The organism is Brevundimonas guildfordensis (genome assembly GCF_014836405.1).
In the GTDB taxonomy this organism is placed as follows: Bacteria; Pseudomonadota; Alphaproteobacteria; order Caulobacterales; family Caulobacteraceae; genus Brevundimonas; species Brevundimonas guildfordensis.
In genome coordinates, this window is record NZ_JACSQU010000001.1 from 363,067 (window position 1) to 378,668 (window position 15,602).

The 15,602-nt window shown below is 65.9% G+C and carries 14 protein-coding genes and 4 tRNA genes; 11 read left to right on the forward strand and 7 right to left on the reverse strand.

Annotation, left to right across the window (positions count from 1 at the left end):
- Positions 1-85 precede the first annotated feature (85 nt).
- From H9656_RS01700 to H9656_RS01730, 7 genes are all read left to right on the forward strand, one after another.
- Positions 86-535, forward strand: a complete 450-nt coding sequence (locus H9656_RS01700; protein WP_225212186.1) for a hypothetical protein — start codon at positions 86-88, stop codon at positions 533-535.
- 182 nt (positions 536-717) lie between these two features.
- Positions 718-2,520 carry a single-stranded-DNA-specific exonuclease RecJ gene (gene recJ / locus H9656_RS01705; RefSeq protein WP_191742560.1) on the forward strand — a complete coding sequence of 601 codons (1,803 nt, stop codon included), beginning with the start codon at positions 718-720 and terminating at the stop codon, positions 2,518-2,520.
- Between the two features lie 115 nt (positions 2,521-2,635).
- A tRNA-Glu gene (locus H9656_RS01710) sits at positions 2,636-2,710 on the forward strand.
- Positions 2,711-2,894: 184 nt separating this feature from the next.
- Positions 2,895-2,969, forward strand: a tRNA-Glu gene (locus H9656_RS01715).
- A gap of 181 nt (positions 2,970-3,150) precedes the next feature.
- Positions 3,151-3,690: a cold-shock protein gene (locus H9656_RS01720; RefSeq protein ID WP_191742561.1), complete on the forward strand. Its 540-nt coding sequence runs from the start codon at positions 3,151-3,153 to the stop codon at positions 3,688-3,690.
- A gap of 24 nt (positions 3,691-3,714) precedes the next feature.
- Positions 3,715-4,191: a DUF192 domain-containing protein gene (locus H9656_RS01725; RefSeq protein ID WP_318240587.1), complete on the forward strand. Its 477-nt coding sequence runs from the start codon at positions 3,715-3,717 to the stop codon at positions 4,189-4,191.
- 68 nt (positions 4,192-4,259) lie between these two features.
- Positions 4,260-4,336, forward strand: a tRNA-Pro gene (locus H9656_RS01730).
- A gap of 866 nt (positions 4,337-5,202) precedes the next feature.
- Here H9656_RS01730 and H9656_RS01735 read toward each other — a convergent pair.
- Positions 5,203-5,928 carry a polysaccharide biosynthesis/export family protein gene (locus H9656_RS01735; RefSeq protein ID WP_191742563.1) on the reverse strand — a complete coding sequence of 242 codons (726 nt, stop codon included), beginning with the start codon at positions 5,926-5,928 and terminating at the stop codon, positions 5,203-5,205.
- Between the two features lie 127 nt (positions 5,929-6,055).
- On the opposite strand from H9656_RS01735, the gene H9656_RS01740 reads away from it, so the two are divergent.
- Both H9656_RS01740 and H9656_RS01745 read left to right on the forward strand, forming a co-directional pair.
- On the forward strand, positions 6,056-7,501 hold the full coding sequence (locus H9656_RS01740; protein ID WP_191742564.1) for a GumC family protein: 1,446 nt from the start codon (positions 6,056-6,058) through the stop codon (positions 7,499-7,501).
- An 85-nt stretch (positions 7,502-7,586) separates the two neighbouring features.
- Positions 7,587-8,288, forward strand: a complete 702-nt coding sequence (locus H9656_RS01745) for a P-loop NTPase family protein (RefSeq protein ID WP_191742565.1) — start codon at positions 7,587-7,589, stop codon at positions 8,286-8,288.
- Here the strand turns inward: H9656_RS01745 and H9656_RS01750 are convergent.
- Genes H9656_RS01750 through H9656_RS01765 form a run of 4 tightly spaced genes read right to left on the reverse strand, consistent with a single transcriptional unit; the run spans position 8,281 to position 13,164 of the window.
- Positions 8,281-9,234 (reverse strand): glycosyltransferase, encoded by a 954-nt coding sequence (locus H9656_RS01750; RefSeq protein WP_191742566.1) that lies wholly within the window; start codon positions 9,232-9,234, stop codon positions 8,281-8,283. The two genes, H9656_RS01745 and H9656_RS01750, sit on opposite strands and share 8 nt — an antisense overlap.
- Positions 9,231-10,163, reverse strand: coding sequence for a glycosyltransferase family 2 protein (locus H9656_RS01755; protein ID WP_191742567.1), 933 nt, complete (start codon positions 10,161-10,163; stop codon positions 9,231-9,233). The genes H9656_RS01750 and H9656_RS01755 overlap by 4 nt, the downstream gene beginning before the upstream one ends.
- The gene (locus H9656_RS01760; protein ID WP_191742568.1) at positions 10,160-11,611 is read right to left on the reverse strand and encodes a lipopolysaccharide biosynthesis protein; all 1,452 of its coding nucleotides are present in this window, start codon (positions 11,609-11,611) and stop codon (positions 10,160-10,162) included. The genes H9656_RS01755 and H9656_RS01760 overlap by 4 nt, the downstream gene beginning before the upstream one ends.
- A complete protein-coding gene (locus H9656_RS01765; protein WP_225212187.1) occupies positions 11,611-13,164 on the reverse strand; it encodes an exopolysaccharide biosynthesis polyprenyl glycosylphosphotransferase in 1,554 nt (517 codons plus the stop codon). The genes H9656_RS01760 and H9656_RS01765 overlap by 1 nt, the downstream gene beginning before the upstream one ends.
- A 132-nt stretch (positions 13,165-13,296) precedes the next feature.
- Here H9656_RS01765 and H9656_RS01770 point away from each other — a divergent pair.
- Positions 13,297-13,388: transfer RNA gene (locus H9656_RS01770), tRNA-Ser, on the forward strand.
- Between the two features lie 479 nt (positions 13,389-13,867).
- A complete protein-coding gene (locus H9656_RS01775) occupies positions 13,868-14,443 on the forward strand; it encodes an AbiV family abortive infection protein (protein ID WP_191742570.1) in 576 nt (191 codons plus the stop codon).
- Between the two features lie 50 nt (positions 14,444-14,493).
- Here the strand turns inward: H9656_RS01775 and H9656_RS01780 are convergent, their stop codons facing one another.
- The gene (locus H9656_RS01780; RefSeq protein WP_191742571.1) at positions 14,494-14,739 is read right to left on the reverse strand and encodes a hypothetical protein; all 246 of its coding nucleotides are present in this window, start codon (positions 14,737-14,739) and stop codon (positions 14,494-14,496) included.
- Between the two features lie 300 nt (positions 14,740-15,039).
- Positions 15,040-15,600, reverse strand: coding sequence for a hypothetical protein (locus H9656_RS01785; protein ID WP_191742572.1), 561 nt, complete (start codon positions 15,598-15,600; stop codon positions 15,040-15,042).
- Positions 15,601-15,602 lie beyond the last annotated feature (2 nt).

Sequence of the window (15,602 nt, forward strand, 5' to 3'; positions counted from 1 at the left end):
GCGAACCTCCGTTGGGGACGAGCGAATGCGCGCCTTCCTCCCGACGCGATGATGGCATATGTCAGTGACGGAAATGAACGCGCTTATGCTGAAAAAGACGGTACGCACGGCGACTTGGGGGGCGACCCTCGGTTCGGCTCTGATTTTGGGCGGCTGTGTGGGCGCTTTCGAGCCGAAGACCGACCCGACCTCGCCGCTGGCGCCCCGCATCCAGCAACTGGTCGACGAGAATCGCCAGTATCCGCGCTGGGCCGATTTCCCGCGCAGCAGCAGCCCTTTGCCGGCCCCGACCGAGATCGCCGCCGACGTGGGACGGCTGCAAGGCCGCAGCGCCGCCCTGACGGCCGAGATGGCTCGTATCGACTGGACGCTGAACAGCGACCCGGCCGCCTTCCTTGCCGAGATCAACCGCCGTTTGGACGCCAGTCAGATGTCGCCGCAGACGCTGAAGACCGCTCAGGAGGTCGAGGCCTACGCCGAAGAGCTGCGCCGCCGCGCCACGCCGCCGCCGCCGATCGACCGCCCGCGTTTCTGAGGCGCACGACCGCCTTGGACGCAGCCTCAATATAAGGGGCAGGGGGCGCGCAGATCGCGTCCGGCCTCGAATCCCGCGATCCTGAACGCTTCGGCCGCAGGGCCGTCGCTCGAATCTGCTGCAAAGGTCCGCATGGCCCGTTCTGTCTTCTTCGCCGCTTCTTTCGTTGGACTGGCCGTCTGATGGCGGACGGTTACGGCGCGTCGGCGTTTCTGGGCGTCAGCCGCTCTCTGTCTGGACGAGCGTGGCGGCAGCGTCCGGCCGAGACGGCGACGACCCGCGCCCATATGCAGGCGCTGGGGCTGGACGAGATGATGGCCCGCGCCCTGTCGGCGCGTGGCGTAGCGGCGGATCAGGGGGCCGATTTCCTGAAACCGACGCTGAAGGCGCTGTTCCCCGATCCGTCCAGCTTCATGGACATGGACGCCGCCGCCGCCGCCATCGTCGACGCCTTGCAGAGCGGCGCCAGCATCCACGTCTTCGCCGACTACGATGTGGACGGGGCGTCCAGCGCGGCCTTGCTGGTCCGCTGGTTCCGGGCGCAGCGCGCGGATCTGCCCATCTATGTCCCTGACCGTCTGACCGAGGGTTACGGCCCCAGCGCGCGGGCCTTTGACACGCTGAAGGCGCGTGGCGCCGATCTGGTCATCACCGTCGACTGCGGGGCGGCGGCCAATGAGGCCGTGGCCCATGCGGCCGCCATCGGCCTGAAGGTCGTGGTCATCGACCACCACATGATGCGCGAAGAGCCGCCCGCCTGTCTCGCTGTGGTCAATCCGAACCGACCGGGCTGCGGCTCGGGGCAGGGCAATCTGGCGGCGGCGGGCGTGGTCTTCGTCCTGCTGGCCGCCCTGAACCGCGAGGCGCGCGGGCGCGGCCTGTTTGAGGGCAGGGCCGAGCCGGATATCCGCCAGTGGCTGGACCTGGCGGCGATGGGCGCCATCTGCGACGTGACGGGTCTGACGGGCTTCAACCGCGCCCTGACCAGTCTGGGGCTGGGAGTGATGTCGCACTGGCGCAACCCCGGTCTGCGCGCCCTGCTGGCGGCGGCGGGGGCCGAGCCGGGACCGGCCAAGACCAACCACGCGGGCTTCATTCTGGGGCCGCGCATCAATGCCGGCGGCCGCATCGGCAAGTCGGATCTGGGCGCGCGCCTGCTGTCCACCGACGATCCCGATGAAGCGCGGATGCTGGCCCAGGAACTGGACGCCCTGAACCTGGCCCGGCGCGAGGTCGAGGCCGAAGTCACGGAACAGGCCGTCCGTCGCGTCGAGGCGACCGGCGCACATGCCGACGACAGCGCCGCCGTCGTTGTCAGCGGCGAAGACTGGCACCCCGGCGTGGTCGGCATCGTCGCCGGGCGCCTGCGCGAACGCTGGAGAAAGCCGGTCATCGTCATCGGCGTCGACGCCATCAACGGCGTAGGCAAGGGCTCGGGTCGATCGCAGCCGGGAATGAACCTGGGCCGGGCCGTGCAGGCGGCGTGGAACGAAGGCCTGTTGATCGCGGGCGGCGGCCACGCGATGGCGGCGGGCCTGACGGTGGCGGCGGATCGCATCGACGAACTGCGCGCCTTCCTCAACGAACGTCTGTCGGACGAGCGGGTCGAGGCCGTGGCTCAGGACTGGGTGGAGGTCGACGCCCTGATCGACCCGCGCGCCGCCACCCGCGACCTGTTCGAGGCGTTCGAACAACTGGCCCCCTACGGTCCGGCCAATCCCGAGCCCCTGTTCGCGCTGGAAGGCGTTCAGGCGCGTGAGCCGGTCGCCATGAACGGCGGCCATGTGCGGTGCCGGCTGGTCGGCCCGGACGGCGCCTCGGTGCGGGCCATCGCCTGGCGCTGCGCCGATCTGCCGACGGGCAAGGCTCTGCTGGCGGGGCAGGGCGGATTGAACCTGGTCGGCCGCCTGAAAGCCGACGATTGGAACGGCCGTCGCGGCGTTCAGTTCGAGATCGAGGACGTCGCCGATCCGCGCATGGTCTGAAACCGTCAGCCTTGGCCGTGAAACGACGCAGGTCTTTGAAAAAGTCGCATAAATCCGCTTCACCGCGCTTGCCATAAACGGAATCGGCGGCTATCTACACGGTCCTCCGCGCAGCGGTCCCTTCGTCTATCGGTTAGGACGCCAGGTTTTCAACCTGGAAAGAGGGGTTCGATTCCCCTAGGGACTGCCACGCGGAGTTTAACTTCCCCTGACATTTAGATCTGTCGTCGCTCGCGATTTCGCACGGTTGCCGTGTCGATTTTGCGCGATCGATCCGGCGTCTGCGTGCGGCTTTGTCGTTTTTTTGAAAAAGCGCGAAGCAGCCTCTTGCGTCGCCGAAAAGGGACGGCTATCAGGCCGCTCCTCCGCGCAGTGGTCCCTTCGTCTATCGGTTAGGACGTCAGGTTTTCAACCTGAAAAGAGGGGTTCGACTCCCCTAGGGACTGCCACGCGGAGCGAAGACCTCCCCCAAATCTCCAAACTCCAAGGCGCCTGTCGCAACGCGCGGTTGCGCGCGTTCGTCTTGCGCCCGTGACGATAATGTGGCGTAAAAGGGGCAGCAAGATTGCCAATCTTGACGTACCCGTGTTATGGCGACTGTCCCGGAGTGCTGGGGCGGGGGAGTAGGTGATGAGTTTCGAAGAGAGCGATACGCTTGAGACCGTCAAGGTCGCCGGTAAGGTCAAGTGGTTCGACGCGGGCAAGGGTTACGGCTTCATCGTCCCCGATGATCCATCCCTGACTGAAGGTCGGGATGTCCTGCTTCACGTCACCAGCCTGCGCCAGGCCGGGCATGAGTTGGCGGGCGAGGGCGCGGCCATCGCCTGTGACTGCGCCAAGCGGGCGAAGGGCTGGCAGGTCGTGACTGTCATAGATCTGGACCAGTCGACAGTTGCGCCCGCGCCCCGTCGAGAAACCGTCCGCCCCTCTTCCATCAGTCCGGCTCTGGTCGCTGATGCGCCGCTGGAATCGGCCGTGGTCAAATGGTTCAATCGCACCAAAGGCTATGGTTTCGTGGTGCGCGACGGGCAGGACGGCGATATCTTCGTCCACGTGGAGACGCTGCGACGTTGCGGCCTGGACGACTTGCTGCCGGGAGAACCGGTCAGCGTGCGCTTCGCCGAAGGTCCCAAGGGCCTGGTGGTGGCTGATATCAGACCGGGCGGCTGAGTTCGTCCGTAGAGGACGATGATGATGAATCTCACGCGCCGTTTCGCCCTGGGGGCTGCGCTTTCGGCTGTCGTCCTGGCTTCGGCCTGCGCGCGCACCGGGCCGGTGGATGGCGCAGATCAGCCGCTTGAGGCCCTATCCATCATCACGTCCACGGGCGAGCACAAGTTCATGGTCGAAATCGCCGACGATGACGCAGAACGCGCGCGCGGCCTGATGTTCCGGCCGCCGCTGGAAGACGACCGCGGCATGCTGTTCCAGTTTCCGGCGGCGTCCGAACAGAGCTTCTGGATGAAGAACACGCCTAGTTCTTTGGATATCCTCTACATCGACCCTCGCGGCCGCATTGTCTCCATCGCCAGCCATACGACGCCCAACTCAGAGACGCCGATCCCCTCGAACGGCGCAGCCAACGGGGTGCTGGAACTGCGTGCAGGGCGCGCCGCCGAGATCGGCGCCAAGCCGGGCGACACGGTGAAACACTCATTCTTTCGTCCTTGACCGGCTAAGGCGCTGCTTAGGCCGTTGCGGCTCCGCCTCCGACGTGCCATGAGAGCGCTCCGTCGGTCCGGGGTGTGGCGCAGCCTGGTAGCGCATCTGGTTTGGGACCAGAGGGTCGGAGGTTCGAATCCTCTCGCCCCGACCACGGTTTAAGCCCGTTTGGGCTGGATGAGTTTTACACGCGTCCGCGCGCGGAAGCGCTGCCTCTCAATCGATTTTCTCGATCGGCGCTGGTTTCGTTTTCCCAGAACAGACGCGCTGAACTTCAGCTCTGGGCGGGCATTACCAAACCTAGCAAGCAGGACGGCATGTCGATGCTCTCGCTGCACCAGCGCCTTGTTTGGAAGCAAACTGCTGGATAAAGCGCGTCGGGGCTGGCGGCGAGGCGGGTAGAATGCTTTGGTTCGTTGATGGGCGCCAATCTTCTCGCAATGGTTTTCCTGGGCGCTACTCTCGGCGCTGGAGCGGCGTCATCCGAGGGGCTCAACGCCACTGTGGCCCTCGATGTGTCGGGTGACGACACGTATACGATCCCCCACGAAATATTCATCGCAACGACGCCGGGGATTGTTCGCTCTCGCGGCGAACTCGAGCGTCGTGAGTGGATCGCCCTACGCACGTCGGAGCGAGGTGAGGATCGCATCACCTCCTCCGATTGTCCGGCGTTGCGCGTGGCTGCACTGGCGTTTGGCGACCTCCCTCCGCTATCACCCTCCTCGGTGATGGCTTTCCTCATCGCCAGAGACGGGAGCCTCCCGATTCCGGGAATAATGCTGCATGGCTTCGCGGCGAAGATTCGTTGGACGGCGGTAGACGCCACTCGGGTGGAGACGGTGGGAGGTTATTGGCATCGCCGTTGGGCGCACGAGACGATCTCGGCATTGCTTAAGTGCTGGGGACCTCTAATCCCAGAGCCAGCTTGACGCCTACAAGGCCATAAACGCCGGAGATCTACCCCTCTGACGAGGTCCGATGGGGCGTGAGATGATCGCCGTATCGCCCTGACCCGCGTCAGGTTGAGGCGTAGCCGCCGTTGATGGCGTAGGAGAAGCCGATCGGCAGGGCTGCGCGGAACTGGGTGAAGAAAGCCGCCAGTTCGCCCAGTGTCGAGCGCGGAACGAAGATGATGTCGCCGCGACGTAAGGGCAGAATCTCGCCGCGCCGCGCGCGCAGGTCCAGCACCTTCAGCATACGCAGATCGCCCGGTCCGCGCCGGATCAGGGCGCAGTTGCGAGTGTTGGACGTCGGCAGGGCGCCGCCTGCCATGATCAGGGCCTGATAGGCGTCGATCGGGCCGGGCATGTCGAATACGCCGGGATTGCGCACCTCGCCGTCGACCCAGATCTTGAGCGGGCCGGCCTGGCGCAGCGTCACCTCGACCTCGGGGCGCAACAGGTGAGGGGCGTAGCCGGCCGAGATGTCGCCCTCGAGCTCGGACAGGCTGCGGTCGGCGGCCGTGACGTGGCCGACGAGAGGCAGGGAGACGCGTCCGTCGGGACCGATCTTCAATTGACGGGTCAGTTCGGTGGCGGTGGGTAAGGCGACTTCGATCTCGTCGCCGGGATACAGGCGGTATTCCGGCTCGATATCGGTCCACGGCGCGAAAGGCAGGTCGCGCGGCAGGTCCGCAACCGTCTGCGGGCGCGGCAGGGCGGCCGATCCGCTGCGTCCGCTAGACGCGCAGCCGGTCAGGCCGGCGCCCAGCGCCAGAAGAAGCAGGCGGCGATCAACGTCCATGAGCGGCCGGGTCCGATCGGTTGGGAAAATGAAGTTGCGATCAAGCTGACGCCTTATGGGTAACGGCCGGTTAACGCCAACGCTTCAAGGTGTCCCGGTCTGACACTGGTGGGATGATCCGGCCCGTATGCGTTCGCACGTCACAGCAACTCGTCCCCGGTACGGCGTATTGGACGTCGTGGCCCTGCTGTTCCGCGAACTGCTGTTGATGGTCATCATCTTCGCAGTGATCTTCGGCATCGGCGCCGCCGTCGTGATGACGATGAAGAAGAGCTACACCGCCGGCGCCAGCCTGTTCGTCGGCGTCGGTCAGGAATATGTCTATCAGCCGCGCGTCGGCATGGGCGAACGGGCGATGCCGCCCTCGGCCGCCGAAGTGGCCCAGTCCGAGGCCGCCATCCTGAACAGCCTTGAGGTCAAGCGCCGCGTGGTGCGCGCCCTGGGCGTCGAGAGCTTCCAGAGCCCCGATGCGCCTCCGCCCGCCGATCCGGCGCGCCGCGAGGCCTCGGCCGTACGGTCGGTCGCCGCCGGTCTGGGGGTCGAGGTGACGCCGCTGAGCCCCGTGATCGGTCTGAGCTACAAGAGCGATGATCCGGCCAAGTCGGCGCGGATCCTGAATACCGTCATCGACCAGTACCTGACCTATCGTCGGGAAGTCTTCCAGGATCGCGCGACGGCGGCGATCCGCACCCAGCGCCAGACGTTCGAGGACGAGCTGGGCGACGCCGACCGCGCCTATGAAGACTTCCTGCGCACCAACAACATCGGCGACTTCGCCACGGCCAAGGCGACGGTCGCCAACAGCTATCAGTCGATCTTCGCCGAACGGATGGGCGTTCAGGCCCAGCTGCAACAGGCGTCGCAGCGGCTGGCTACCCTGGTCAGCCAGCTGTCGCGCACCCCGTCCGAGGTGGCGCTGTATAAAGATCTGAACGTCTCGGCCCAGGACCTCATCCTGCAACTGCGCACTGAGCGCGAAAGCCTGCTGGCCCGCTATCAAGCCGACGCCCAGCCCGTGCGGGAGGTCGACGCCAAGATCGCTCAGCTGCAGGCCTATGTCGGCACCGGCACGGCGGTCGGCGCCAAAGAGGTCCGCACCGGACCGAATCCGATCTGGGTCGAGCTGGAGACCACCCGCATCAACGCCCAGGCGGAGCGTGATGCGCTTGGCGCGCGACTGGCTGCGTTGGATCGGCAGTTGTCGGACCTGAGCGCTCGTCAGGCGCGCCTGACCGAGCTGGAATCCCGCAACTCGACCCTGGCGGGCAACCGCGAGGTGCTAAGCGCATCGATCCGCGAGTTCCAACAGCGCGAGACCCAGAGCCGCGCGGACAACGAACTGGTCAAGGCCGGCGCCGACAACGTGACCGTGATCGAGCGCGCCCAGCCGCCTTCGAAAGGCAAGAGCCTGAAGGCGCCGCTGATGATCGCCGTCTTCCTGTTCGCCGGCTTCACCGCCCTGTGCGTCGGCCTGCTGCGGGTGCTGCTGCGCCCGGGCTTCGCCATGCCGGCGACGCTGAGCCGCACCCTCAATGCTCCGGTGCTGGCCGTGGCGCCCGCCAAGAGCGCCTGAGCGCGGCGTGCAGCCGATGCTCGGCAGGAGCGGACGGCAGGCCCGTGCTAGGCTGCAACAAATGGCGCGCGCGTAAACGATTCGCATGGTCGATCTGACGACAGAAATGGCTGGCCTGTGGGCCGCGCTGGGGCCAGCCCCGGCGCATCGCGGCCGCGTGATCCTGTTCGCCGCGGCGACCTCAGGCGAGGGCGTCTCGACAGTAGCGCGCGAGTTCGCGCGCATGGCGGCGGTCCGCGGACGCCGTCCGGTGTGGCTGATCGACGGCGATCTGTCGCAGCAGGGCCAGATGGAGCAGATCGCCGCCCAGCCGGATCGGTTCGGGCGGCTCGGGCCGTCCGTGCAGGCGTCGCCCGATGGCTCGGCCTTCTATGCCGTGACGCCGCCCTTGCGCGGCCGCGACGGCAGGCCGGCCGCGCCTGGGCGAATCTTGACAGCCAAGGCCTGTCTGGGTGGGCGGCTGTATGTCACCCGCTTCCATATGGAGCTGTTGCGCGCAGGCCAGCGGGTCGAAGCGATCGATGATCCGCGCTATTGGACCCGACTGCGGGCGCACGCCGACACTGTGGTGATCGACGCCCCGGCGGCGGACCGCAGCGACATGGCCCTGACGCTGGCTCCCCTGGCGGACTCCACGGTGATGGTGGTGGCGGCGGACAGCACTGGCGCGGCCGCTCCCGCCGCCTTGCGTGAAGAGATCGACGCCGCCGGCGGCCGTGTGGCGGGTCTGGTGATGAACCGCTCGACCTGGAGCCCGCCCAAGCTGCTGAAGCGGTTTTTCAGCTAGACGCGCGCTGGCGGTTCAGGCGGTCCAGTTCGCTCTGGCCGTAAAAGCGCGGCTCGAAGCCCTTCATCCACATGAGCTTGCCCAGACCGCGCGCGGCGCGGTCGGACATCTGCGCGCGGCTGGCGCGCCCCATAATGGTCATGACGAGGGTCGCTCCGCCCCAGACCAGAGTCTGGACGGCGCCGATGGCCATCCAGCGGCCGACGGCCAACCAGTCGCGCGCCTCGGCGGCCGTCTGGCTGGGGCCCTGGCCATAGGCGAAGGCGCGGGTCAGGGCGTAGCGCAGGGTGGCCCGATGCGGGGGAGCGAACTCGTCCACCCAGGCCTCGGCCGCCCAGCCGAACCGGCCGCCGCGCGCCTTCAAGGCGGCGAACAGGACATCGTCCTCGCCGCCGATCTGATCCGATCCGACGTGGAAGGGGGTCTGGCCGGGCAGGGCCGTGGCACGCACCAGAAGCGAATTGCCGCAGCCGTAGGGCTCGTCGATCAGTTGGTCGCCTTCAGGCCCTTCGCGGCCGAAGAAGCGTTCCAGATAGGCCGTCGCCCAGCCGGTATCGTCGGGCACACGACCCTGGATCGGGCCGAACACGGCGTCAGCGCCGGTCGCCTCGTGACCGCGCAGCAGGGCGGCGAGCCAGCCGGGGCTGGCGACCTCGTCATCGTCCAGAAAGGCGATCAGCGGCGCCTGGGTGGCGGAAAGGCCTGTGTTGCGCGCGGTGGCTACGCCAGGGCGCGGCGCATGGGTCCAGATCAAGGGGACCGGCGATTCAGCCTTCAACGCCTCGACTGTCGCGCGGGCGCTGGCCTCGGGGTCGTTGTCGGCGACGACGATTTCGCGCAGGCGGCTGTCGACGTGCTGCTGAGCGAAGATCGAGCGCAGGGCGCGGGTCAGTTCGTCCGGGCGACGCAGGGTCGGAATGACGACGGCGACGTCAGGGCTGCTCATATCGCCTCGGCATACAGGGCGGCGCGATACAGCCGCAGGCTGAGGCCGCGAACAGCGGGGGGCAGCAGGCCGATGCGGGCCGCGTGTTTGAACAGAGGCCGGATCAAGCGCAGGCCGGGCATGGCTTTCAGCTTTTTCGCCACGCGATAGCTTGGATAGGCTGCGACGAAGTCAGGATGCCGGGCGGCCACGCGGGCGAAGTTGGGCGCCGATTGTTCATATTTGGCGGCCAGAGCCTCGACCGTGTCCAGACCCATGTGGGTGGCCGGATTATCGATGTGCGTGACCGTGAACCGGCGCGAGACGCGCATGGCCCATTCGACATCCTCCCAGCCCCAGCCGCTGAAACCGGCGTCGAAGCTCTCGGTGTCGAAGACGTCCCGGCGCACCAGAAGGTTGGAGGTGAAGACGTATTTTTCAGGCTGCAGCGCCCTCTGACCGGCGGGGATGCAGTCGGAGCGAGCGGCCATCTGGCGGTGGACGGCGAAGCGCGCGTCGGTCGGCGCCTGAAGCAGGGAGAACCCGCCGAACGCCACGGCCGGGTCCTCCTTCATCGCCAGATCGACCCAGTCGCTGAGGAAGCGCGGATGGTCGGGGCGCATGTCGCTGTCCAGGAACAGCAGGAAGCGGCCGCGCGCGGCCTTGGCCAGGCGGTTGCGGCCTTTTGAGCGCCCCTCGTTGGCATCCAGGGTGATCAGCCGGGCAGGCAGGGACAGGGCATCGATCAGGGCGGTCAGGCGCGCGGTCAGGGTCGGGTCGGTCGTGCCATCGTCAAGAATGATCAACTCGGCGCGGCCATCGACGGTATGGGCCTCGCGGTCCAGCATCCGCAGCAGCTCCGACGGATCGTCGCGCAGGAAGGGCATCAGCACCGACAGGATGGGTGTCGCCGCCGCCCATGCCGTGTTGTCATGGACCGAGACGCTCATGCCGCCGCCCTTCGAGCCTGCAGGAAGCCGCGCAGGCGACGCAGCAGGTCGCGCACGCCCGCGGCGTTCAGGGCGTAGGCGACGACGCCGTACACGGCTACGCCTACGGCAGCGTCCATCATCAGCTCGGCGAAGCCTCCGACCGGCGGCAGCAACAGCACGGCTGCGGCCATGACGGCGGCAGCCAGACCGCAGCGCGCCAGCGCGTTCCACGGCACGGGCAGCGGCAGGATGCGGCGGCCGATGGTCATGGAGGCGCTCAGGCCCAGTGCAAAGCTGATCGCCGTCGCCCAGGCCGCGCCCATGACGCCGAAACGCGGGATCAGCAGGATGTTCAGGACGATGTTGCTGCCCGCGGGAATGCTCATGGCCAGCAACAGCCAGCCGGTGCGGCGGCCCAGGGTGAAGGCCTGTCCGAAATAATAGGTGGTCATGCCCGACAGGAAGGCGCCCAGCGCCACCCACGGCGTGACGGAGGCGGCGACCGTGCGCAGGTCTTCGCCGATCATGAACTCAGCCAGCGGCCGCGCGACCAGGGCCACGCCCACGGCGGCGGGCAGGCCGATCAACACCAGGGTCGAGGCCTGTTCGCGCGCGGCGGCCTGAAGATCTTCGCGCCCGCCGCGCTCCAGCGCCATGACGAGGGCGGGAGCGCCCGCGGCGCCCAGCCAGACGAACATGACGTCCAGCGTCCGATTGGCGATGCTGTAGGCGGCGTGATAGGCGCCGACCGCCGCCTCGTTCATGAACAGGGCCAGCAGGAAGCGGTCCGTCGAGGCCAGCACCACGGTCAGCCCCAGTCCGACGGCGATGGGATAGCCATAGACGGCGTAGGCTTTCAGCCTTTGGCGATCCAGCCGTCCGCGCCTCGCCTCGCGCAGCTCGGCGGGCAGGATGAAGGGCAGGGCCGCCAGCGGCGCCAGCAGCATACCCGCCAGCGGCGCCTCAGCCCCCAGACCCAGCAGGGCCAGGCCGACGCCGAAGACCAGTCCGGCGACTGCGCTCCAGATGTCGATGGCGGCGGCGGGGCCGACCTCGCCCGCCGCGCGGAAGCGCTCCTGCGCCAGCTTCAGGAAGCAGCGCACCGGCACGCCCGCCAGAGCCACCGCCAGCGGCAGGCGGAAGCTCTCGGGCATGGGCCACAGCCACACCATCAGGCCGACGACCGGCACGAAGACGGCGGTCATCAGGAAGGCGGCGCGATACAGGCTGGCGAAATGCCCGGCCATCTGCGCCTCGTCGGACTGGGCGGCCCAGAAGCGGGCCATCGAGGCTTCCAGCCAACTGAACGTCGCCACATGAGCCAGCGTCAGTACCGAATAGGCCAGGGCGTAGCGCCCGAAATCCTCGGGCGACAGCAGGCGCGTGAAGATGATGATGGTCAGAAACCCGACCACGCCCTGCACGATATTGGCCGGCAGGTAGCCGAAAACCCCCCGCCAGAACATCAGCGCACGGCCATCCGGTCGCCCAACAGCACAGGAACGGTCACGGCGATGATCCACAGATCCAGCCAGAAGGACTGGCGTTCAATGTATTCGATATCGAGCTGCACGCGGCGGCGCACCTCGTCGGCGGTATGCAGCGGCCCGCGCGAACCCTTGATGGCGGCCCAGCCCGTCATGCCCGGCTTGATGCGGTGACGGTGAGCGTATTCGGCGACCAGACGTGCCGACTCTGCGTCTCCGGTCTTCATGCCGATGGCGTGTGGGCGCGGTCCGACCAGAGACATCTCGCCCCGCAGCACGTTCACCAGTTGGGGCAGTTCATCCAGGCTGGTGGCGCGCAGGAATTTGCCCAGACGCGTGACGCGGTCGTCGTTGGCCGTGACCTGACGGCTGGCGGTGGCGTCGGACGATTCCTGGCGCATGGTGCGGAACTTCCAGACTACGATCTCTTCCTGATTGAAGCCGTGGCGGCGCTGGCGGAACAGGGCCGGACCCTGGCTGTCCAGCCGCACGGCCAGGCCGATCAGGAACAGAAGCGGGCTTAGCCCGATCAGCGCCAGCGCCGAGAGGATGATGTCGAGCATACGTTTGTTGAATGCTCGCCGCTCGCCGTCCACCGTTCCGCCGAGCAGGGGCAGGGAGGCCGAAGCCAGCTTCTCCAGCGCCTCGTTGCGATGGGCCGCTCCCTTGGGATCGACCAGCATGGTCAAGGGGATGGGCAGGGCTTCCAGTTTTTGCGTCAGGGCGCGGACTCGCGCTTCGGCCGTCGGGTCGATGGCCAGGATGACCCGGTCGATGTAGGGCGTCAGCCGATGTTCGAGGAGGGCGTCGGCGCCGCCCAGCACCGGCACGCCGGCCAAGGCGTCGGGCGTGCGGGCCAGACGGTCGTCGAACACGCCCAGGATGTTCAGGTCGCGGCGATCCAGCGCTTCTCGGATCAGGGATTCGGCATGGCGCGTGGCGCCGACCACGACGACGTTGGGGGTCAGATCGCCGCGGCTTCTCCATTGAGCCACCAGCATGCGCCAGATGGTGTGCAGGCCCGTCGCCGCCACCGTGGACGCAAGCGCCCACCAGCCGTACTCCGCTACGGCTGTCTCGCTCGGCAGGGTGAGGCCCAGCCCGCAGGCGATGGCCCCGCCCAGCGCGGCCACGGCGGCGACGCCGGCCAGATGGCGCGCCGGCGCCCTGCTGCTGTCAAAACGATACAAGCCCAGCGAGCGCATAAGGCCGAGGGTGACCAGCGCGCCAGTCAGGATGGGCAGGGCCTGGAACAGGGTGACCTGCGCCATACCGCCCGGGTTCAGCCGGTCGATGGCCACGCAGCACAGGATGATCGAGACGACGACGTCCACGCCTCGAAAATAGAAGACGCGCCGCCGCGCCGCCGCCCGTTGGCGCGTGTTCAGCCAGACTTCGGGACGCAGCGGCCCCCGCCGCGCCCTTCCGACCGACCCTGCCGGCGCCGCGGCGCGCGAATCGGCCGACGCCGCGCGCGATACGCGGGCGCCATCCGTCGCGGATGCCAGGGTTTCGGCAGGGGTGATGGCCAAATCTCTTTCCCGAAATCGAGCAAAATGGGGCGATACCCCCGTCTCACATGCCACTCTTATGCCGGGTTAACACAAAGCGCGTCAGTTCCGCATTGCGAAGCGTCGCGCGACTCGCTATCCACGCGGCCTGCTGGAGACGTGGCCGAGTGGCTGAAGGCAACGGTTTGCTAAATCGTCGTACCCTGTAAGGGGTACCGAGGGTTCGAATCCCTCCGTCTCCGCCATTGCCTTAAAGGTTCAACAAAATCAGCAGCTTAACTGCCCTTCGGCGCTAGTTGTGTGACAGATTGTGTGACAGCATTTCCTTACCCCTCAGGGGGATTGGTGAGCGGTTAGGGCGCGCAAACCGGGCCGCTTGATTCGTCACAACGATTTACGCCTGTCGGAAGGCCGGCACCTTTTTGGACCGAAGCGGCAACAACGAGCGGCCCCTGTCGGATGCCTTGGCTACCCTGGTCGTTGGAGGGGGGGTGAAAAATGGTTTGCTTGACTGTGGGTGCGCTCGGGGGCCTTTTTTTTGGGGGGCAGCGGCCCGTGATCTGAGATGAGGGCCGTTGAGGCGGCTTGGTGAGGCAGGGTACTCGCGGAAATGCATAAGCGCGCAGGTCAGACAGCTAACGACATGGCGGGTGCAGCACGATTGAGCGCTTCGGATACCATCTCCGTCGCTTGGCCTTTAGACTGCACGGAGGACCGGCGTATAATGCTGGGTCGGATCGTTCAGAACGCTCAACGTTTACTCGCTGACGCCGATCTCTTGATGTCTCATCGACGCGGCGGCTCGGCTATCGCTTTGAGCGTGCTTGCCCTCGAGGAAGTCGGCAAGGTTGTTTTGGAGTTATGGGGTAATCCGGAGGAACTCCGCAAAATCGACCGACGCTGGACTTATCATCGCAGGAAGCAAGCCGCGGCAACTATGTTGTTGCAAGCTGATCAAGCTATCTCTGAGACATTTGTCCTACTCAGATCAATCGACGGTTTGAGGGGTGTTACAAGAGAAGTTGCGAAGGGCTTCCGAGAGGATCTTGCTAATTCGATTGCTGCTAGCAAGGAGGCCAAGCTGTCACGATATGTGGCTCTCGGGGCAACGGAAAGGGTGAAGCACCTTGGACTATATTTTGATCAAGAGTCCTATGAGATGGGATTGGTCGAAGATGATCATAGTAGTTCCTACATAGATCAGGCCGTAGAAATATCTATTGAAGCCCGTAGGGCGATGTCTCTATTGTCTAATGGGGTTGTGCTGCGAGCCGCGCGTAGCTTGTACTTATTGCTATAATGAGGGCGTCGATATCCTTGGAGGTGGGCTGGTTCTGTTGACATCGATTGTTATGCCCACAACTGAACCACCTCCGCAGTCGCCGGAAGGCCTCTGTTATCGCGAACCTTGCCCGGAACGATAAGGGCGGTATTTCCTGACTGAAGGGCGGTCAGCCAGCCTCGGCGGCTATGACAGAAGACGATGATATCGCCGTCCTGATGATCCTCATGGGATTCCTCTTCGATCATGTACCAGAGGTAGTCGATGTCGATGATTTCGGCTTGGGTCTGATGTTGAAGGGTGATGGCGGTCATTGGTTTTCTCGATGATGCGTTTGATTGTTTTTGTTTAGGCATAGCTTCGCTATCCGGCTGACTGAGCGTCCTCAGAACAGCCGTGATGCGAGGATGGTTTTGTTCGAAGATCGAACCTTGCGCGCCGCTTTCAGGCTGACACCCACATCGGGCCGGGGCTGTGTGCGTCGCAAATCCGCACTTCTCCCGTATCGGTCCGGAAGGCCGTGGATGAACCACCTGCCTTCCTGCCTCGCGTCCCGAAGGATGACCGCGCGAGGGCTTGGCTTTTGTCTTTCGTTAGTTGGGTCTTTGGCTTGATTAGTGAAGGATTTCCGGAGTGGTCCAGACGCCGCGAAGATCGGCACCAGAGCGCTTGAGGGAGTAGTCAGCCCATCCGGCGCTGACGGTTTCCCGAAGCTCGAACGTGGGTCTGAAGCCCAGGCGGGGAGGGATTACGGCCCGAGGGGCAATCGCTTCCGAAGGGGCGTTGACGAGTTGCCATTCCTCTATGCGGTGGGCGGGCAGGGAAGGGCTGGCGTCCTGTCCCCATCGATTGCGTAGAACCCCCCTCAGAAGCGGCTCTAGGCGATCCGGGATGGCGATGTAGCCGTGGATGTGCGGATAGAGCGCGCCGCTGCGCGTGGCCTGTTCAACCACGCCCGCGAACCAAGGCATTTCTCTAATGTCCATATTCGGGAGGTGGCGCTTGGGAATGTCGAACACTTCGTGGGCGATGGCCCGGAAGAGCTTTTTCAGATGGGGACGGAAGCTCGCCTCGGGATCGAACGCCCGCGAAGGCCACAGGCCAAGAGTGAGCGTCAGAGCGTGACGCGCACCATTGGTTTCAGCCCAATCGTGTAGGTGGTTAGCGTAGGACACTG